The 18,913-nt window shown below is 59.0% G+C and carries 13 protein-coding genes; 12 read left to right on the forward strand and 1 reads right to left on the reverse strand.

Annotated elements, in window-relative coordinates:
* Positions 1-28: 28 nt before the first annotated feature.
* Entirely contained in the window at positions 29-4,795 is a 4,767-nt protein-coding gene (locus tag ACZZ0G_RS14495; RefSeq protein ID WP_463556584.1) for an RHS repeat domain-containing protein, read from the forward strand.
* A gap of 25 nt (positions 4,796-4,820) precedes the next feature.
* On the opposite strand, the gene queG is transcribed toward ACZZ0G_RS14495, so the two are convergent.
* Positions 4,821-5,894: a tRNA epoxyqueuosine(34) reductase QueG gene (queG, locus tag ACZZ0G_RS14500; protein ID WP_463556586.1), complete on the reverse strand. Its 1,074-nt coding sequence runs from the start codon at positions 5,892-5,894 to the stop codon at positions 4,821-4,823.
* 63 nt (positions 5,895-5,957) lie between these two features.
* Here queG and ACZZ0G_RS14505 point away from each other — a divergent pair, with 63 nt between their 5' ends.
* From ACZZ0G_RS14505 to ACZZ0G_RS14555, 11 genes are all read left to right on the forward strand, one after another.
* The gene (locus ACZZ0G_RS14505; RefSeq protein ID WP_463556587.1) at positions 5,958-7,457 is read left to right on the forward strand and encodes an NAD(P)H-hydrate dehydratase; all 1,500 of its coding nucleotides are present in this window, start codon (positions 5,958-5,960) and stop codon (positions 7,455-7,457) included.
* On the forward strand, positions 7,445-7,915 hold the full coding sequence (gene tsaE / locus ACZZ0G_RS14510) for a tRNA (adenosine(37)-N6)-threonylcarbamoyltransferase complex ATPase subunit type 1 TsaE (RefSeq protein ID WP_007915806.1): 471 nt from the start codon (positions 7,445-7,447) through the stop codon (positions 7,913-7,915). Before ACZZ0G_RS14505 ends, tsaE begins: the two co-directional genes overlap by 13 nt.
* A gap of 57 nt (positions 7,916-7,972) precedes the next feature.
* Positions 7,973-9,346, forward strand: a complete 1,374-nt coding sequence (locus ACZZ0G_RS14515; protein ID WP_371748301.1) for an N-acetylmuramoyl-L-alanine amidase — start codon at positions 7,973-7,975, stop codon at positions 9,344-9,346.
* An 8-nt stretch (positions 9,347-9,354) separates the two neighbouring features.
* Complete coding sequence (mutL, locus tag ACZZ0G_RS14520) at positions 9,355-11,256, forward strand: DNA mismatch repair endonuclease MutL (RefSeq protein ID WP_463558859.1); 1,902 nt, start codon at positions 9,355-9,357, stop codon at positions 11,254-11,256.
* The gene (gene miaA / locus ACZZ0G_RS14525; RefSeq protein ID WP_463556588.1) at positions 11,256-12,227 is read left to right on the forward strand and encodes a tRNA (adenosine(37)-N6)-dimethylallyltransferase MiaA; all 972 of its coding nucleotides are present in this window, start codon (positions 11,256-11,258) and stop codon (positions 12,225-12,227) included. Before mutL ends, miaA begins: the two co-directional genes overlap by 1 nt.
* A 94-nt stretch (positions 12,228-12,321) precedes the next feature.
* Positions 12,322-12,582, forward strand: coding sequence for an RNA chaperone Hfq (gene hfq / locus ACZZ0G_RS14530; protein ID WP_007902656.1), 261 nt, complete (start codon positions 12,322-12,324; stop codon positions 12,580-12,582).
* Positions 12,583-12,594: 12 nt separating this feature from the next.
* The gene (hflX, locus tag ACZZ0G_RS14535) at positions 12,595-13,896 is read left to right on the forward strand and encodes a ribosome rescue GTPase HflX (protein WP_095056368.1); all 1,302 of its coding nucleotides are present in this window, start codon (positions 12,595-12,597) and stop codon (positions 13,894-13,896) included.
* A gap of 96 nt (positions 13,897-13,992) precedes the next feature.
* Positions 13,993-15,165, forward strand: a complete 1,173-nt coding sequence (gene hflK, locus ACZZ0G_RS14540) for an FtsH protease activity modulator HflK (protein WP_463556589.1) — start codon at positions 13,993-13,995, stop codon at positions 15,163-15,165.
* Entirely contained in the window at positions 15,165-16,034 is an 870-nt protein-coding gene (gene hflC / locus ACZZ0G_RS14545) for a protease modulator HflC (RefSeq protein WP_463397884.1), read from the forward strand. Before hflK ends, hflC begins: the two co-directional genes overlap by 1 nt.
* Before the next feature lie 313 nt (positions 16,035-16,347).
* The gene (locus tag ACZZ0G_RS14550; RefSeq protein ID WP_463556590.1) at positions 16,348-17,535 is read left to right on the forward strand and encodes an ATP phosphoribosyltransferase regulatory subunit; all 1,188 of its coding nucleotides are present in this window, start codon (positions 16,348-16,350) and stop codon (positions 17,533-17,535) included.
* A 54-nt stretch (positions 17,536-17,589) separates the two neighbouring features.
* Positions 17,590-18,879: an adenylosuccinate synthase gene (locus ACZZ0G_RS14555; RefSeq protein WP_007915835.1), complete on the forward strand. Its 1,290-nt coding sequence runs from the start codon at positions 17,590-17,592 to the stop codon at positions 18,877-18,879.
* The last annotated feature ends 34 nt before the right edge of the window (positions 18,880-18,913 follow it).

The raw sequence follows: 18,913 nt of genomic DNA on the forward strand, positions 1-18,913 counted from the left end.
GAGTCTTGAAATAAAAGGACGTTTTTCAATGGGTAGTGATTTATCTGCCGCTGTTCAATCAAACGCTTTCAACTTTGGTGAGTTTGTTTCCGGAGGCGTCGATCCGCGTACGGGTATGTATACGTGTTCCTTTTCGTTGGGAAAGTTGCATTCGTCGGATCTCAATGGCCCTGAGTTCGCACTTTCACTGGGTTTTAATCCGCTCAATCAGGCAGATGTCGGTTTCGGTATTGGCTGGGCACTGACCCTGACAAATTACGACTTGCGCAGCAAAGTCATGACATTGTCCAACGGTGAGCGCTACAAGGCTGTCGAAACGTCCGCCGGTCTGAAGTTCAAGGAAATGAAGCTGCAGACGGCAAAGGTTTTGGTGACCGGGGCAGGGCGTTATGAAGTTCGATACAAGGATGGTCGGCGCGAATTGCTAAAAGTCCTGGCTGGCACTCAGGTGGCGGTAGCGGAAAAAATAATCGCGGCGAACGGTGTGAGCATTGCGTTGAAGCACGAGTTGTTCAACCAGTTTCCCAGATTGAGCGAAGTCCTTGACGCTAAACGATGCCTGCTGAAAATTACACGCAATGCGGGTCAGGTCACATTGACCCGGCATCCCGAAACCTCGGCCAGCGTCGACTACAAGTTGATCTTGAAAAACGCTCGAGTAACGGCAATCGAACTTCCGGTCGGTAAAGGGTGGGAACTCGAATATGAAGTCATTGATGAGGCGAGCTATTTGCATCGCGTCGTAAATCCATTACGCGGCGTGGAAATCATTCGCTACAAACGGCAAGGTCATCAGTTCGTCAATGGCGTGGAACAGACATTGCCGTTTGTCATCGCTCACGATATTTATCCCGGCTTCGGCCAACCCAGGCTTTGCAAGGTATACACGTACTCCGACCATAACTTCCTTGGGCAGGGCCTCCTTCCGTCCAAAGACAGTGATCTGGATCCTCTCTATCTGGCGCCCGGTCACTATGTCTACAGCTCGGACGAGCAGTTGTTGGTAAATGGCAAAGTACATACCCACATTAAACGCACCTACAACAAGTTCCATCTGTTGGTGGCTGAGGTTACTACCTGTGGCGACGCCCGGATCTCTACCGCCACGGAGTATCACTGTTCCGTCACCAAGCCCTTCAATGATCAGGTGGCTCAGTTCCGCCTGCCGAAAGTCCAGACGGTTACTCACCTTGATCGGCGCACCCAACAGCAGCGTGTGGAAACCACCGTCACCGAGTTCGATGGCGCAGGTAACTTGCTCAAGCACGTTGAGCCAAGCGGGGTGATGACTTCGACGGAGTATTACCCGGAAAGTGGTGGCGTTAATTGCCCAGAGGATCCGCTGGGTTTCTCCAGGTTCCCGAAAAAGAAGACAGTTACCGCTGCTGCGTCGGGTGGGGGGGCGACTGTCACGTATTACGACTATGCCCTGCATACTGCGTTGGAAGGTGTGGAGCTGGCATCGGTGTTACCGGTTGAGGAGCGCTTTTTCGAAGTCGTGGAGGGCATTGAAGTATTACGCTCGAAAACCGAACGCAGTTACCTGAATACGCCCAAGGACCCACTCAAGCACGGGGCCACGAAAGAGCAAAGCATCCTCCTGAATGATAAAAAAACCTCTACCGGATTTTCCTATGAACTTGAGGGTGACAGGTTGCGGGTCAAATCCAGTACACGCGGATTTGACGGCGCGCTACAGACCACTGAGAAAGTGCTTTCGACGCTAACCGGATTACCGGTGTCAGAGGTCGCTGTCGATGGCGAGCGCATCGAGCATGAATACGATGCGATCGGCCGGGCAGTGTGCAAAACGGTCGCTTCCGGCACCCCCTACGCCGCCTCCACCAAATGGTCCTATCTGGCCGCGAGCCGAAAGCAACCGGCTACGAGGGTGACCACCGACCCCACCGGCGGCGAGCAACGAGTGAGCTATGACGGCCTGGAGCGGGTGATCACCGTTCAGGAAAAGGACTGCGACCATCCAGATGAGGACGGGCTCATCCCGACTCGTACCCTTTATTCTGCCCAGCATGATTCGGTCGGTCACAAGGTGGAAGTGACGCTGGCCGATTGGCGTGATGGCAAGCCTTTTTCGGTCAGCACCCGCTACGAATTCGATTCCTGGGGCCAGGTCAGCAAAACGCTGCATGCCGATGGGCGTATCGAACACAGCGAGGCGGATCCGGTTCTGCGCCAGCAAACCCATTGGCTCCAGGGGATGGGCAAGACACTCACCCTCATCAATGAGTTCGGTAAACCGCTCAGTGTCGAGAGCTTCAATCTGAACAACAAGAGTCTGGGCAAAAGCGTTTATACCTATGACGGGTACGGGCGCACAACCAGCGCGACAGATCCTGTCGGCAATACCACGCGTTATGAGTACGACGTTTTTGACCGGATGATCCGCACTGTCCTGCCTGACACCAGTGTGGTCGTGACCGACTACGCCGAGCATAGCGATGAAGGGCTACCGATCGGGATCAAGGTCGGTGACAAAGTGTTGGGGCAGCAAACTTATGATGGTTTGGGGCGTTTGATACAAAGCACCGTGGGCGGACGAAAGTCCGAGGCGGGTTACGAAGCGGGGTTCACTCAGCCGCAGTGGTACAAGAGTGCTGATGGCAAAAAAACCGAATTCACTTATTTGCGCGAGCTGGGCGGGTTGCTGACGGAGCGCAAGGCCGGTGCATTGCTCACGACCATGACTTACGACCCCGTCAGTGGCAATCCCCTGACCTGTACCGAAAACGGCAGGGAACGCAATTTCACCTATTACCCCTCCGGGCGCCTCAAATCCGAAACGACGACCTTCGGCTCTATCACGAAAGCAACGTCCAGTACCTGGTCCTTGCATGGGCGACCGATCACCCATGTCGATGTACTCGGAGCCGAAAGCAGATCCGAATACGATCAGCATGGCCGCCTGCTATCCACCTCGCAGGGCACGCTGAAAACCGAGTTCCACTACAACATCCAGACGGGGATGCTGGACTGGACGAAAACCGAAGAAACGTCGATCAAGCGTCAAATGATCACGCGGTTTGCCTATGACGATATCGGTCGTGAAACCCGTCGTACATTCGAGATTCAGGGGCAGCCTGACCAGACGCTGGAATCGACTTATACCCTTGCTGGCAAACTGGCGCAGAAAGTCTCCAGGCGTGGCACGCAGCTATTGCGCGATGAACAATTCACCTACGACGTGCGCGGGCGTCTGATCCAGTACGACTGCGCTGGCACCCAAAAAACCCGCGATCCGTATGGCAAGGAAATTGTCCAGCAGACGTTCACCTTCGATGCGCTGGACAACATTCTTACCGTGCAGACGAAGTTCCCGCTGGGTGTGAATCTGACCACCTTCAGTTATGACAATCCTGATCCTGCCCAGCTCAGCGCAGTCAAACATTCCCATGTCGACTATCCACCGGCAGTGACGCTGGAGTACGACGCCAACGGCAGGATGATCAAGGACGATCAGGCGCGAACTCTGGCATATGACGCGTTCGGACGTCTGGAGCAATTATCCGGCGCAGGGGAATCAGTCATTCGTGGCTACCATTACGACGGTTTCGACGATCTGGTTGAACTGTCGCAACCTGACAAGATAACTACGCAGCGTTACTACTATGCAGGCCGGGTCGCCAATGAGGTGAGTGGGGAAAATTCATCCAGTGTTGTGCGTCACGGTGGCGCGCTTGTGGGGCAACAGCAACTCGGTTTGAACGCTGGCGCGCAACTGTTTGGCACCGATCAGCAGCAAAGTGTGCTGGCAATGCTGGGTAAGGAGCAGCTCACCGATTGCGCCTACAGCCCTTACGGGCATCGTCCGGCTGAAGGTGGTTTGTTCAGTCTGGCGGGGTTCAACGGCGAGCAGTTGGATCCGGTAACAGGGCTGTATCTGCTGGGTAACGGTTACAGAGCCTATAGTCCGACACTGATGCGTTTTCTCGCCCCCGACAGCATGAGTCCGTTCGGCGCGGGCGGATTGAATGCCTACAGTTATTGCTTGGGCGATCCTGTCAATCGTGTCGACCCTACCGGTCATATCTCTTGGCAATCGATCCTGGGTATCGGGCTCAGTATCTTCGGGGTTGTTGCCAGCGTGCTGACTATGGGCGCGGCGACGCCATGGGCCGCGGCGGCGTTGGGACTGGCAGTGACTTCAGGCTTGGCGGGTATTGCCAGCGAGGTGGCCGACGGGCTTGAACCGGGTTCTCAAGCAGGCGAGATATTAGGCTGGATCAGTTTCGGTCTTGGGCTGGCTTCGCTCGGTGCAGGGTTGGCGGCGGGTGCAAAAGCGGCTGTGAATGCTGGCAGGAAGATGGCTTCAGCCTTTAGCCAGGGGCTCAGTGGCAAGGGGGCAGGCAAGGCAGGACAATATTTGAAGAAGGGTGGAAAAGGCGCCAAGGCTGCGGCCAAAAAAGCCAATGCTCCCGTGGAGGAAGTGGTGCAAGAGCCTTGGCAATTGCACAAAGCCAAGGAAAACTTAATCTCGACTAAAGCCAGGGAGGAAATGGCTGAAGATTTCTATAGAAGCGTGGAAAGCAATAAGTCCCCCAGACAAGCAGCGGTGGAACTCGCCATGAAATACGAGGAGTTCGGACCCGCGGGCGATGGAAGAACAGTATCGCATGTGTTTTTTTCGAGCCATGGAGGACGTGGGGAGCGTATTTACCTTCTAGAGGACACTAAACAGAGAGTTTGCAAAGTCATCCAGGCGGGCGGCCATTGGTCCGACGGGGAGACCAACGCAATACTGAAATCGGCTAGACGTATGAAAACAATGCGCGAGTAAGCGGCTTGAGCACTTTGCCTGCCCTTTACGGGGTTGAAGGTCTGGAGTGCCGTTCCAGCGCCCACTCCACATGCTCTCTAACCAACTCTGACGGATAATCCCGTCGCGCCTTCAGCGCTTCCAGCACCGGAATCGTTGAGGGCGCATTGCCCAATCCCACCGCCAGATTCCTCAACCAGCGCTCATACCCGGCTCGCCGCAACGGCGAACCTTCAGTGCTACTTAAAAATTTCTCTTCGTCCCACAAAAACAGCTCGGCCAGTTCAGCATTGTCCAGGTTGTGCCGTGGCTTGAAATCGCTTTCTCCGGAAGGCTTGGCGAAGCGGTTCCACGGGCAGACGATCTGGCAGTCATCACAGCCGAACACGCGATTTCCGATCAACGGACGCAGGTCTTCAGGGATGGCGCTTTTCAGTTCGATGGTCAGATAGGAAATGCAGCGCCGCGCGTCCAGCACATACGGGCCGACGAAGGCGTTGGTCGGGCAGATATCCAGACACGCAGTGCAACGGCCGCAATGTTCGCTGCTGTGCGGTTCATCTACCGGCAGCGGCAGATCGACGAACAGTTCGCTCAAGAAGAAATAACTGCCGGCCTTGCGATTGAGTACCAGCGTGTTTTTGCCGATCCAGCCCAGTCCGGCCTGTTCGGCGATGGCTTTTTCCAGCACCGGGGCGCTGTCGACAAATGCACGGAAACCGAACGGGCCGATCTCGGACTGAATCTTGTCGGCCAATTGCTGCACGCGTTTACGGATCAATTTGTGGTAATCGCGGCCCAAGGCATAACGCGAGACGTAGGCTTTTTCCGGTTGCGCGAGCATTTGCGCCATTTGTGTGTCGCCGGGCAGGTAGTCCATACGCAGCGAAACCACGCGCAACGTGCCCGGCACCAGCTCTTCCGGGTGCGAGCGTTTGCTGCCATGGGCGCCCATGTAGTCCATTTCGCCGTGGTAACCGGCCTCGAGCCAGCGCGCGAGGTGCTGCTCATGCTCGGCCAGATCCAGACCGCTGATGCCGACTTGCTGAAAGCCCAGCTCGCGGCCCCAATCCTTGATCGATTGGGCGAGAGTGGGCAGGTCTGTGGTGATGGCGGACATGAGGCGAGAGAAACCGGTGCTGAGGTGCGTATAATTCTGCCAGACATCGGAGCCCGAAGACGCATGCCGCACACGAAAGATGAATTACCCGACGCGCTGTATGGCGCCGCACAGGTGCGTGAACTCGATGCACGGCTGATTGCCGCTGGCACGCCGGGCCTCGAATTGATGCAGCGGGCGGCCCATGCGACCTGGCGAGCGTTGGTGCGGCAATGGCCGTCGGCGACTGAACTGACGGTGCTGGCCGGGCATGGCAACAATGCCGGTGACGGTTATCTGGTCGCAGCCATGGCGCAGCGGGCCGGGTGGTCGGTGCGGGTGTTGGCGGTCGGCGATCCGCAGCGTTTGCAGGGCGATGCCGCGCAGGCCCATGCCGAGGCGTTGGCTGAAGGTGTTGCGGTGCAGGGCTGGCAGGCTGAAAGCGAATTGCGCGGCGTCATTCTCGATGCATTGCTCGGCACGGGGCTGAGCGGGAATGTGCGCGAGCCTTACGTGTCGGCGATCAAAGCCATCATCGCCAGCGGTTTGCCGGTGACAGCCGTCGATATCCCTTCCGGACTGTGTGCCGACACCGGACATGTGCTGGGTGTCGCCGTGCAAGCCGATCTGACGGTGACCTTTATCGGTCTGAAGCTCGGCTTGTTCACCGGGGACGCGGCGGATCATGTCGGCCAATTGGTATTTAACGATTTGCAGGCCAGCGCCGACATCTATCGTGACATTCCAGTCATCGCCCGACGGCTCAACACGGCTAATCTTCCGGGATTGGCGGCGCGTGCACCGACTTCGCACAAGGGCCGTTTCGGCCACGTGTTGCTGATCGGTGGCGATCACGGATTTGGCGGAGCGATTTTGCTCAGCACTGAAACGGCCCTGCGCAGTGGCGCGGGCATGGTTTCGCTGGCGACTCGTCCCGAACATGTGCCAGCGGCCCTGACCCGTGTGCCGGAAGCCATGGCGCTCGGCGCGTCGTCGGCCAATCAATTGATGGGCTTGCTGGAGAAAGTCTCGGTGTTGGTGGTCGGTCCGGGGTTGGGGCAGGCCAGTTGGGGGCGGGCGCTGTTGTCGGCGGCAGCCAATGCTGCATTGCCGCAAGTATGGGACGCCGACGCTTTGAACCTGTTGGCCAATGGTCTGGTCGAGTTGCCCAAGGATTGCGTGATCACCCCGCATCCGGGCGAAGCGGCGCGTTTGCTGGGGATCAGCACCGCCGAGGTGCAGTCGGACCGTCCGGCGGCGGCGCTGGCGCTGAGCAAAAAATATACAGCAGTAGTTGTGTTGAAAGGTGCTGGCAGCCTGATCGCGCACCCCGACGGACGTCTGGCGTTGTGTCATCAGGGCCATCCGGCCATGGCCACTGCCGGACTCGGCGACGTGCTCGCCGGTTTGACCGGCGCGCTGCTGGCACAAGGAATGGACGGTTTCGACGCCGCCTGCCTGGCGGTCTGGCTGCACGCCAATGCCGGTCTGCAACAAGGAAAATTCGGCCGTGGGCTGGCGGCCAGTGATCTGATTCCAGTCATTCGTCAGTTGTTGGAGGAGCAAGCACCGTGTCTGAAGTAACCCTGTACCTGGCCGATGAACAGGCCATGAGCGACTTTGGCGCACGGATCGCCCGCGTGACCCAGGGCCACGGGCTGATTTTTCTCGAAGGCAACCTGGGCATGGGCAAAACCACCCTGTCGCGGGGCATCATTCGTGGTTTGGGTCATGTTGGCGCGGTAAAAAGTCCGACCTTCACCTTGGTCGAACCTTACGAAATCGGTGACATCCGCGCCTTCCACTTTGACCTGTATCGCTTGGTCGACCCGGAAGAACTGGAGTTTCTCGGCATCCGCGACTACTTCGAAGACGATGCGATGTGCCTGATCGAATGGCCCGATAAAGGTGCAGGCTTTTTGCCAAAGCCTGACCTGACCATTACCATTAGCCCGCAAGACAGCGGGCGTTCGCTGAAAATTTTATCCCAGGGCTCGCGTGGCGAGGCCTGGTGTGCCGCTTTGGCATTGGAATCCAATTAAATGATGGGGTTAGGTATGCGCTTTCGCGCGATGGTGGCTGCCGCTGGACTGTTGTTGATGGCAGTAACCGTCAACGCTGTGGCCGATTCAAAGGTCAACAGCGTGCGCCTGTGGCGGGCGCCGGATAACACGCGACTGGTCTTCGACCTGAGCGGCCCGGTGCAGCACAGCGTTTTCACCCTGACTGCGCCGGACCGGCTGGTGATCGACATCAACGGTGCCACCCTCGGTGCGCCGTTGAATGTGCAGACCGCGAACACGCCGATCACCGCGATGCGCTCGGCCCAGCGTACGCCGACTGATTTGCGCGTGGTCATCGACCTGAAAAAGGCCGTCACCCCGAAAAGCTTCTCGCTGGCGCCGAACGCGCAGTACGGCAACCGCTTGGTGGTCGATCTGTTCGACAACCCGGCCGACGCCGCGCCGCCGCCAGCGCCAACGCCGCAGGTCGCGACGGTGCCGGCGGTGCCGGTGACGCCGACAGAACCGGCAATCAAGTTGCCGCCAGCCCCGGCCGGCAAACGCGACATTATTGTCGTGATCGACGCCGGTCACGGTGGCGAAGACCCGGGTGCGTCCGGCTCGCGCGGCCAGCGTGAGAAAGACGTGGTATTGCAGATCGCTCGCGAACTGCAGCGTCAGGTCAACGGCATGAAAGGCTTCCGCGCCGAACTGACCCGTACCGGCGACTACTTCATCCCTTTGCGCGGCCGTACCGAAATCGCCCGCAAGAAAGGCGCCGACCTGTTCGTTTCGATTCACGCCGACGCCGCACCATCTGCTGCAGCCTTCGGCGCTTCGGTGTTTGCCCTGTCTGATCGTGGTGCAACCTCGGAGACCGCCCGTTGGCTGGCCGACAGCGAAAACCGTTCTGACCTGATCGGTGGTGCCGGCAACGTCAGCCTCGACGACAAGGACCGCATGCTCGCGGGCGTACTGCTCGACCTGTCGATGACGGCCTCGCTGACCTCCAGCCTCAACGTCGGCCAGAAGGTCCTGACCAACATCGGCCGCGTCACGCCGCTGCACAAACAGCGTGTGGAGCAGGCCGGGTTCATGGTGCTGAAGTCGCCGGACATTCCGTCGATCCTGGTCGAAACCGGATTTATCTCCAACGCCAACGAAGCGAACAAGCTCTCGGCATCGAGCCACCAGCAAGCGCTGGCGCGTTCGATCAGCAGCGGCGTGCGCCAGTTCTTCCAGCAGAACCCGCCACCGGGCACCTACATTGCCTGGCTGCGTGATTCCGGCAAGATTGCTCAAGGCCCACGCGACCACCGTGTCGGCCCGGGCGAAACGCTGGCGATGATCGGCGTGCGCTATCAGGTGTCGCCGGCCACATTGCGCGCTGCCAACAACCTGAAAAGTGATGAGCTGAAAGTCGGTCAGCACCTGACCATTCCAGGCACCGAACTGGCGTCCAAAGAATGAACGAAGTGCTGAACGCCGCTGCTCGCATTGAACTGCTCAGCCCACGGCTGGCGAACCAGATTGCCGCCGGTGAGGTGGTTGAACGCCCGGCCTCGGTGATCAAGGAGCTGCTGGAAAACAGTCTCGACTCCGGCGCCAAACGCATCGATGTCGACGTCGAGCAGGGCGGCGTCAAGCTGCTGCGCGTGCGCGACGATGGCAGCGGCATCTCTGCCGATGACCTGCCGCTGGCCCTGGCCCGTCACGCCACCAGCAAGATCCGCAACCTCGAAGACCTCGAGCAGGTGATGAGCCTGGGCTTCCGTGGTGAGGCGTTGGCGTCGATCAGCTCCGTGGCACGTCTGACCCTGACCTCGCGTACCCGCGGTGCCGATCAAGCGTGGCAAGTTGAAACCGAGGGTCGCGACATGGCGCCCCGGGTTCAACCAGCGGCGCATCCGGTCGGCACCTCGGTGGAAGTCCGCGACCTGTTTTTCAACACCCCGGCGCGACGCAAATTCCTCAAGACTGAAAAGACCGAATTCGATCACCTGCAAGAAGTGATCAAGCGTCTGGCACTGGCGCGTTTCGACGTGGCTTTTCATCTGCGTCATAACGGCAAAACCATCCTCAGCCTGCACGAAGCCCACGATGACGCGGCCCGCGCCCGGCGTGTGGCGGCGATCTGTGGCTCGGGTTTCCTTGAGCAGGCGTTGCCGATCGAGATCGAGCGCAACGGCTTGCACCTGTGGGGCTGGGTCGGTTTGCCAACCTTCAACCGTAGTCAGGCGGATTTGCAGTATTTCTTTGTGAATGGCCGGGCGGTGCGCGACAAACTGGTCGCCCACGCTGTGCGTCAGGCCTATCGCGACGTGTTGTTCAACGGTCGCCATCCGACGTTTGCATTGTTCTTCGAGGTTGATCCGGCGGCGGTCGACGTCAACGTGCATCCGACCAAACACGAAGTGCGCTTCCGTGACGGGCGCATGGTGCATGACTTCCTCTACGGCACGCTGCACCGTGCGTTGGGCGATGTGCGGCCGGAAGATCAACTGGCCGGTTCCGTGACCACCGCTATCGTCCGGCCTACGGGCCTTGATGCCGGTGAGTTCGGTCCGCAAGGCGAAATGCGTCTGGCGGCCAACGCGCTGCTGGAGCAACCGCAGGCGCAACCGGCGTTCAATACCTCGTCCGGTGCCAGTGCTGGCGGCGCTTATCAGTATCAATACACACCGCGCCCGCAATCGGCGATGCCGCCGGCTGCCGAGGCTCAGGCGGCGTATCGCGAGTTTTTTGCGCCGTTGCCTGAAGCCAATGCCAACGCGTTGCCGGCCGGTCAGGAAGACATTCCGCCGCTCGGTTACGCGCTGGCGCAACTCAAAGGCATTTATATTCTGTCCGAGAATGCTCAAGGTCTGGTGCTGGTGGACATGCATGCCGCTCACGAGCGGATCATGTACGAGCGCTTGAAGATCGCCATGGCCAGCGAAGGCTTGAGTGGCCAGCCATTGTTGGTGCCGGAATCGCTGGCGGTCAGTCAGCGTGAGGCCGATTGTGCTGAAGAGCACGCGGCGTGGTTCCAGCGCCTGGGCTTCGAATTGCAGCGCCTGGGCCCGGAAACCCTGGCCATCCGCCAGATTCCGGCGCTGTTGAAGCAAGCTGAAGCCAACCGTCTGGTCGGTGATGTGCTGTCGGATCTGATGGAGTACGGCACCAGCGATCGGATTCAGGCGCACCTCAACGAACTGCTCGGCACCATGGCTTGCCACGGCGCGATTCGCGCCAACCGGCGCCTGGCCCTGCCGGAAATGAACGGTCTGCTGCGTGACATGGAAAACACCGAACGCAGCGGTCAATGCAACCATGGCCGACCGACCTGGACCCAATTGGGCCTGGACGATCTGGACAAACTGTTCTTGCGCGGTCGTTGATGAGCCAGCTTCCTCCAGCGATTTTCCTGATGGGCCCGACCGCTGCGGGCAAAACCGATCTGGCCATCGAGTTGACCAAGATCCTGCCGTGCGAGCTGATCAGTGTCGATTCGGCGCTGGTCTATCGCGGCATGGACATCGGCACCGCCAAGCCTTCGAAAGAACTGCTGGCCGAATATCCGCACCGTTTGATCGATATTCTCGATCCGGCTGAAGCTTATTCGGCTGCGGATTTCCGTCGAGATGCCCTGCAAGCCATGGCTGAAATCACCGCGCGCGGAAAAATTCCGCTGCTGGTGGGCGGCACGATGCTCTATTACAAGGCTTTGATCGAAGGCTTGGCGGACATGCCAGCCGCCGACCCCGACGTCCGCGCGCAGATCGAAGAAGAGGCTGCACGCCTTGGCTGGCAGGCCCTGCACGAGCAGTTGGCAGTCATCGATCCAGTGTCGGCGGCGCGAATTCACCCGAACGATCCGCAGCGCCTGAGTCGCGCACTGGAAGTTTATCGGGTCAGCGGTCAGAGCATGACCGAACTTCGCCAGCAACAATCTGCGCAAAGTACTGAAGCAGCCGCTTCGGGACTGCAACAATTGCCCTATACTGTCGCGAACTTGGCCATTGCCCCGGCAAATCGTCAGGTACTGCACGAGCGCATTAAACAAAGATTCACAAATATGTTGGAACAGGGGTTCATCGACGAGGTCGTAGCCCTGCGTAAAAGAAGTGACCTGCATTCGGGGTTGCCGTCTATACGTGCGGTAGGCTACCGCCAAGTCTGGGACTACCTGGATGGCAAGCTGACGTTGGCCGAAATGCAGGAGCGCGGCATCATCGCCACGCGCCAATTGGCCAAACGCCAGTTCACCTGGCTGCGCAGCTGGGAAGATATACACTGGCTGGACAGTCTTGATTGCGACAATCTGCCACGCGCCTTGAAATACCTTGGGACCATCTCCATATTGAGCTGAGTCCTTGCAATTGCCGTCTATCCTTGGGGGTGTGACGGCCAAAGCCATCTGAATTACCTATTTTTATTATTGAATCCTTAAAGGAGTGCGGCACATGTCAAAAGGGCATTCGCTACAAGACCCTTACTTGAATACTTTACGTAAAGAGAAAGTTGGGGTTTCCATCTACCTGGTCAACGGTATCAAACTGCAAGGCACGATCGAGTCGTTCGACCAGTTCGTGATCCTGCTGAAAAACACCGTAAGCCAGATGGTTTACAAACACGCTATCTCGACAGTGGTGCCGGTTCGTCCAATTCGTCTGCCTAGCGCAACCGAATCCGAAGCAGGTGACGCTGAGCCAGGTAACGCCTGATAGGAGTCTCCTTTGTTCTTTGAGCGCCACGGTGGTGGTGAACGAGTGATCCTCGTTCACTTGGATGGACAGGACCCTGAGGCGCGCGAAGATCCGCAGGAGTTTCAGGAATTGGCTAATTCGGCGGGCGCCGAGACCGTTGCGTTTTTTAACGTGCCGCGTCATCGGCCAACCGCCAAATTCCTGATCGGCAGCGGCAAGGTCGAGGAACTGCGCGACCTGGTCAAGGCTGAAGAAGCCGATCTGGTGATTTTCAATCACATCCTCACGCCCAGTCAGGAACGTAACCTCGAACGTGTTTTCGAGTGTCGCGTGATCGACCGTACCGGTCTGATTCTCGATATTTTCGCCCAGCGCGCCCGTACCCATGAAGGCAAGCTCCAGGTTGAACTGGCCCAGCTTGACCACATGAGCACCCGGCTGGTTCGCGGCTGGACTCACCTTGAGCGTCAGGGCGGTGGTATCGGCATGCGCGGTCCAGGTGAAACCCAACTGGAAACCGACCGCCGTTTGCTGCGGGTTCGCCTGCGTCAGATCAAGGGCCGACTGGAGAAAGTGCGCAGCCAGCGCGAGCAGTCGCGACGCGGCCGTTCCCGTGCGGATATCCCTACCGTGTCTCTGGTGGGATACACCAACGCCGGTAAATCCACACTCTTCAACAACGTGACGAAATCCGACGTCTACGCGGCTGACCAATTGTTCGCCACGCTGGACCCGACCCTGCGCCGTCTGGAACTGGACGACCTGGGTCCGATTGTCCTGGCGGACACGGTGGGCTTCATTCGTCACTTGCCGCACAAGCTGGTCGAGGCATTTCGGTCTACCCTCGAAGAGTCGAGCAATTCCGATCTGCTGTTGCACGTGATCGATGCGGCTGAACCGGATCGCATGTTGCAGATCGAGCAGGTGATGGTGGTGCTGGGCGAGATTGGTGCCCAGGACTTGCCGATCCTCGAGGTCTATAACAAACTCGATTTGCTTGAGGGCGTTGAGCCACAAATCCAGCGTGACGAAAACGGCAAGCCCCAGCGGGTCTGGCTGTCGGCGCGTGATGGCAGCGGTCTGGAATTGCTTGAACAAGCCATCGCCGAATTACTTGGCAGTGATTTGTTTATCGGTACCTTGCGCTTGCCGCAACGATTCGCGCGACTGCGTGCGCAGTTTTTCGAACTCGGTGCGGTGCAGAAAGAAGAGCACGACGAAGAAGGCATCAGTTTGCTGGCCGTTCGTTTGCCCCGGGTCGAGTTGAATCGACTGGTAAGCCGCGAAGGATTGCAGCCGATGGAATTCATCGAGCAACACACTTTGCAATAAAAGCCTGACAAAGCGGTTGTGCCGCAACGGCAGGCATTCTGTAGCATTGGTCGGCGCGCCGTGGGTGCGTCTTTGCTTTATCAGATGGAGAGCGCTATGGCTTGGAATGAGCCGGGTGGCAACTCGAATAATCAGGATCCTTGGGGTGGCAAACGCCGCAATAACGGCGACCGCAAGGGGCCACCGGATCTCGACGAGGCCTTCCGAAAGCTGCAGGAAAGCCTGAACGGGTTGTTCGGTGGTGGTAAGAAACGTGGTGATGACGGTGGTGGTTCGGGTCGCAGTGGTGGTGGCTTCGGCGGCCTGCTCGGCATCGGCCTGGTCGTGCTCGCGGCTGTCTGGCTATACAGCGCGGTCTACGTGGTGGACGAGCAGGAGCAAGCCGTGGTGCTGCGCTTCGGCAAGTACTACGAGACTGTCGGCCCGGGCCTGAACATCTATTTCCCGCCGATCGACAAGAAGTACATGGAAAACGTAACGCGTGAGCGTGCGTACACCAAGCAGGGCCAGATGCTGACCGAAGACGAGAACATCGTCGAAGTGCCACTGACCGTGCAGTACAAGATCAGCAACCTGCAGGATTTCGTGCTGAACGTCGATCAGCCGGAAATCAGCCTGCAACATGCGACCGACAGCGCCCTGCGCCACGTGGTGGGTTCCACCGCCATGGACCAGGTGCTGACCGAAGGTCGTGAGTTGATGGCCAGCGAAATCAAGGAGCGTCTGCAACGCTTCCTCGATACCTATCGCACCGGTATCACCGTTACCCAGGTCAACGTACAGAGCGCAGCGGCACCGCGTGAAGTGCAGGAAGCCTTCGATGACGTGATCCGCGCCCGTGAAGACGAGCAGCGCTCGCGCAACCAGGCTGAAACCTACGCCAATGGCGTCGTGCCGGAAGCCCGTGGTCAGGCCCAGCGTATCCTCGAGGATGCCAACGGTTACCGTGACGAAACGGTCTCGCGCGCCAAAGGTGAGGCGGATCGCTTTACCAAACTGGTCGCCGAGTATCGCAAGGCACCTGAAGTCACCCGCCAGCGTCTGTACCTGGACACCATGCAGGAAGTCTTCAGCAACACCAGCAAGGTACTTGTGACCGGTAACAAGAACGGCCAGAGCAACCTGCTTTACCTGCCGTTGGACAAAATGATTCAGAACAGTTCGGGCAGCAATGCACCGGTCACCGGTTCGGCTGCCGCCAGCAACAACACGGACGTCACGCCGCATGTCACTGACCTGCCGCAGTCGCGTACAAGGGAGACCCGCTGATGAGCAATAAATCGCTGATCGCCCTTATTGTTGGCGTCGTTGTAGTACTGGTGGGCTGGAACTGCTTCTACATCGTTGCTCAGACCGAGCGTGCGGTGCTGCTGCAATTCGGTCGTGTGGTTCAGGCCGATGTTCAGCCAGGCCTGCATGTGAGGGTGCCTTTCGTTAACCAGGTGCGTAAATTCGACGCACGTCTGATGACGCTGGATGCACCGACACAGCGCTTCCTGACTCTGGAAAAGAAAGCCGTGATGGTCGATGCCTACGCCAAGTGGCGCGTGAAAGATGCCGAGCGCTTCTACACCGCAACTTCCGGCCTCAAGCAAATCGCCGACGAGCGTCTGTCCCGTCGTCTGGAATCCGGTCTGCGTGACCAGTTCGGTAAGCGCACCCTGCACGAAGTGGTGTCGGGCGAGCGTGACGCACTGATGGCCGACATCACTGCATCGCTGAACAAAATGGCGGAAAAAGAGCTGGGTATCGAAGTCGTCGATGTCCGGGTCAAGGCCATCGATCTGCCGAAAGAAGTAAACCGCAGTGTGTTCGAACGTATGAGCACCGAGCGTGAGCGTGAAGCTCGCGAGCACCGCGCCAAGGGTAACGAGCTGGCCGAAGGCATCCGTGCCGACGCCGATCGTCAACGCCGCGTGCTGCTGGCTGAAGCCTATCGTGAATCTGAAGAGGTTCGCGGTGATGGTGATGCCCAGGCCGCTGCGATCTACTCCAAGGCCTACGGTCAGGATCAGGAGTTCTACAGTTTCTACCGTAGCCTGCGTGCCTACCGTGAAAGCTTCGCGAACAAATCCGACGTCCTGGTCCTCGACCCAAGCAGTGACTTCTTCCATTACCTGGAAAAAGCCAAGCCTTGATACGACGTTGACCTGAATCATTCCGCCTGGCGGCTAAAACCTCGGGCGGGGTGATCCTTTCGGAAAACGTGTGTATGATGCGGCAGCCGGGAAATTCCCGGCTTTTTTGCGTCTGCACGTTTGATTGCTGTTTTTTGTTGCAGGCATCGGGTTGAATGGCCCGAGAGTATTTCGAGGAAAGTGATGGGCGAAGCCGGTAACAGGCCTTTCGCCGCGTCGTTCATGCGCGTGCGTTTTGAACGGATTGGTCATTTTCTGCTTCACTCAAGGCTCGCCCGCAGGCTGGCCGCCCGGATCAAAGGGGAATGGCGTAATGGCAACGGTAGACCGCTGGCTGCTGCCAGATGGCATCGAAGAAGTACTGCCACCGGAAGCGGCGCGCATTGAAGTCGCGCGTCGTCAGGTGTTGGATCTGTTCCAGAGCTGGGGTTACGAGTTTGTCGTGACTCCCCATATCGAGTACCTGGAATCCCTGCTGACCGGCGCGGGCCAGGACCTGGATCTGCGTACCTTCAAGGTCATCGACCCGCAGTCGGGCCGGCAGATGGGTTTCCGTGCCGACATCACGCCGCAAGTGGCGCGCATCGATGCGCACACCCTTCGTCGCGAAGGCCCGAGCCGTCTGTGCTATGCCGGCAGCGTGCTGCACGCCCAGCCGCGTGCATTGTCGTCCTCGCGCAGCCCGATCCAGTTGGGCGCCGAGTTGTACGGCGACGCCAGCCCGAGCAGCGACGTTGAAGTGATCAGCCTGATGCTGGCCATGCTGCAACTGGCCGATGTGCCGGAAGTGCACATGGATCTGGGTCATGTCGGCATCTACCGTGGTCTGGCGCGTGCCGCCGGTCTGTCCGGTGAAGTCGAGCAGCAGTTGTTCGATGCGTTGCAACGCAAGGCCATCGACGAGGTCATTACCTTGACCGAAGGCTTGCCGGCCGATTTGTCCGGCATGCTGCGCGCGCTGGTTGATCTGTGCGGCGGCCGTGAAGTGTTGAGCGCCGCCCGTGAGCGTCTGGCCCATGCGCCGGCGCCGGTGCTGGCGGCACTGGAAGATTTGCTGGCGATCGCCGAACGTTTGTCGGCGCGTTTCCCTGATTTGCCGCTGTACTTCGATCTGGGCGAGCTGCGTGGCTACCACTACCACACCGGTGTGGTGTTCGCGGTGTTCGTGCCGGGTGTTGGCCAGTCCATCGCTCAGGGCGGTCGCTACGACGACATCGGCGCGGATTTTGGTCGCGCACGTCCGGCGACTGGCTTTTCCACCGATTTGAAAACCCTGGTGACCCTGGGGCGTGCTGACATCGAGCTACCGTCTGGCGGTATCTGGATGCCTGACAGTACGGATGCGGCACTCTGGCAGCAGGTTTGCCAGTTGCGCAGTGAGGGTCAGCGTGTCGTTCAGGCTTTGCCTGGACAACCTTTGGCCGCCGCCCGTGATGCGGACTGCGACCGGCAATTGATTCAGCAGAACGGGCTTTGGCAAGTATCGCCACTGGCTTCTTGAGTTTTCCTGCCGGCCATCGCCGGCACCAAGTTTGCGCGAATGAGGACAAGTGTTATGGGTAAGAATGTCGTAGTCCTGGGCACCCAATGGGGTGATGAGGGCAAAGGCAAGATCGTTGATCTGCTGACCGAACATGCTGCCGCCGTAGTGCGCTACCAAGGTGGCCACAACGCTGGTCACACGCTGGTGATCGACGGCGAAAAAACCGTCCTGCACCTGATTCCGTCGGGCGTACTGCGCGAAGGCGTGCAGTGCCTGATCGGCAACGGCGTGGTGGTTGCACCAGACGCCTTGCTGCGCGAGATCACCAAGCTGGAAGAGAAAGGCGTACCGGTGCGTGAGCGTCTGCGTATCAGCCCGTCCTGCCCGCTGATCCTGTCCTTTCACGTGGCGCTGGACCAGGCCCGTGAAAAGGCCCGTGGCGAGCTGAAGATCGGTACCACCGGTCGCGGCATCGGCCCGGCGTACGAAGACAAGGTTGCTCGTCGTGGCCTGCGTGTTGGCGACCTGCTGAACATGCCGCGCTTCGAAGACAAGCTGCGTGAACTGGTGGATTACCACAACTTCATGCTGGTCGGTTACTACAAAGAGCCAGCCATCGAGTTCGAAAAAACCCTGGCCGAGTGCAAGGAATACGCTGAGCTGCTCAAGCCGCTGATGCTGGACGTCACTGCCGAGCTGCACGACCTGCGTCGCGCCGGCAAAGACATCATGTTCGAAGGCGCGCAAGGTTCGTTGCTCGACATCGACCACGGTACCTATCCGTACGTGACCAGCTCCAACACCACCGCGGGTGGCGTGGCGACCGGTTCGGGCGTTGGCCCGATGTTCCTCGATTACATCCTGGGCATCACCAAGGCTTACACCACTCGCGTCGGTTCGGGTCCATTCCCGACTGAGCTGTTCGACGACGTCGGCGCGCATCTGGCCAAACAAGGTCACGAGTTCGGTGCGACCACCGGCCGTGCCCGTCGTTGCGGCTGGTTCGATGCGGTTATCCTGCGTCGCGCGATCGATGTGAACAGCATCTCGGGCATCTGCCTGACCAAGCTGGACGTGCTCGACGGTCTGGAAACCATCAACATCTGCGTTGGCTACAAAGATGCCGAAGGCAATGCTGTTGCGCCGACCGACGCTGACAGCTACGTAGGCCTGCAGCCTGTGTACGAAGAAGTGCCGGGCTGGACCGAATCGACCGTGGGTGCGAAAACCCTGGAAGAGCTGCCAGCTAACGCTCGTGCCTACATCAAGCGCGTTGAAGAGCTGATCGGCGCGCCGATCGACATTATTTCGACGGGCCCGGACCGCAACGAAACCATCGTTCTGCGTCATCCGTTTGCTTGATAAGTCGTTGATGTAAAAACACAAAGGCCCCTTA

The organism is Pseudomonas sp. AC169 (genome assembly GCF_979258515.1).

Coding starts and splice junctions, on each gene's coding strand:
- ACZZ0G_RS14495 (WP_463556584.1), top strand. CDS start 29: ATGGGTAGTGATTTATCTGCCGCTGTTCAATCAAACGCTTTCAACTTT.
- queG (WP_463556586.1), bottom strand. CDS start 5,894: ATGTCCGCCATCACCACAGACCTGCCCACTCTCGCCCAATCGATCAAG.
- ACZZ0G_RS14505 (WP_463556587.1), top strand. CDS start 5,958: ATGCCGCACACGAAAGATGAATTACCCGACGCGCTGTATGGCGCCGCA.
- ACZZ0G_RS14515 (WP_371748301.1), top strand. CDS start 7,973: ATGGCAGTAACCGTCAACGCTGTGGCCGATTCAAAGGTCAACAGCGTG.
- miaA (WP_463556588.1), top strand. CDS start 11,256: ATGAGCCAGCTTCCTCCAGCGATTTTCCTGATGGGCCCGACCGCTGCG.
- hfq (WP_007902656.1), top strand. CDS start 12,322: ATGTCAAAAGGGCATTCGCTACAAGACCCTTACTTGAATACTTTACGT.
- hflK (WP_463556589.1), top strand. CDS start 13,993: ATGGCTTGGAATGAGCCGGGTGGCAACTCGAATAATCAGGATCCTTGG.
- hflC (WP_463397884.1), top strand. CDS start 15,165: ATGAGCAATAAATCGCTGATCGCCCTTATTGTTGGCGTCGTTGTAGTA.
- ACZZ0G_RS14550 (WP_463556590.1), top strand. CDS start 16,348: ATGGCAACGGTAGACCGCTGGCTGCTGCCAGATGGCATCGAAGAAGTA.
- ACZZ0G_RS14555 (WP_007915835.1), top strand. CDS start 17,590: ATGGGTAAGAATGTCGTAGTCCTGGGCACCCAATGGGGTGATGAGGGC.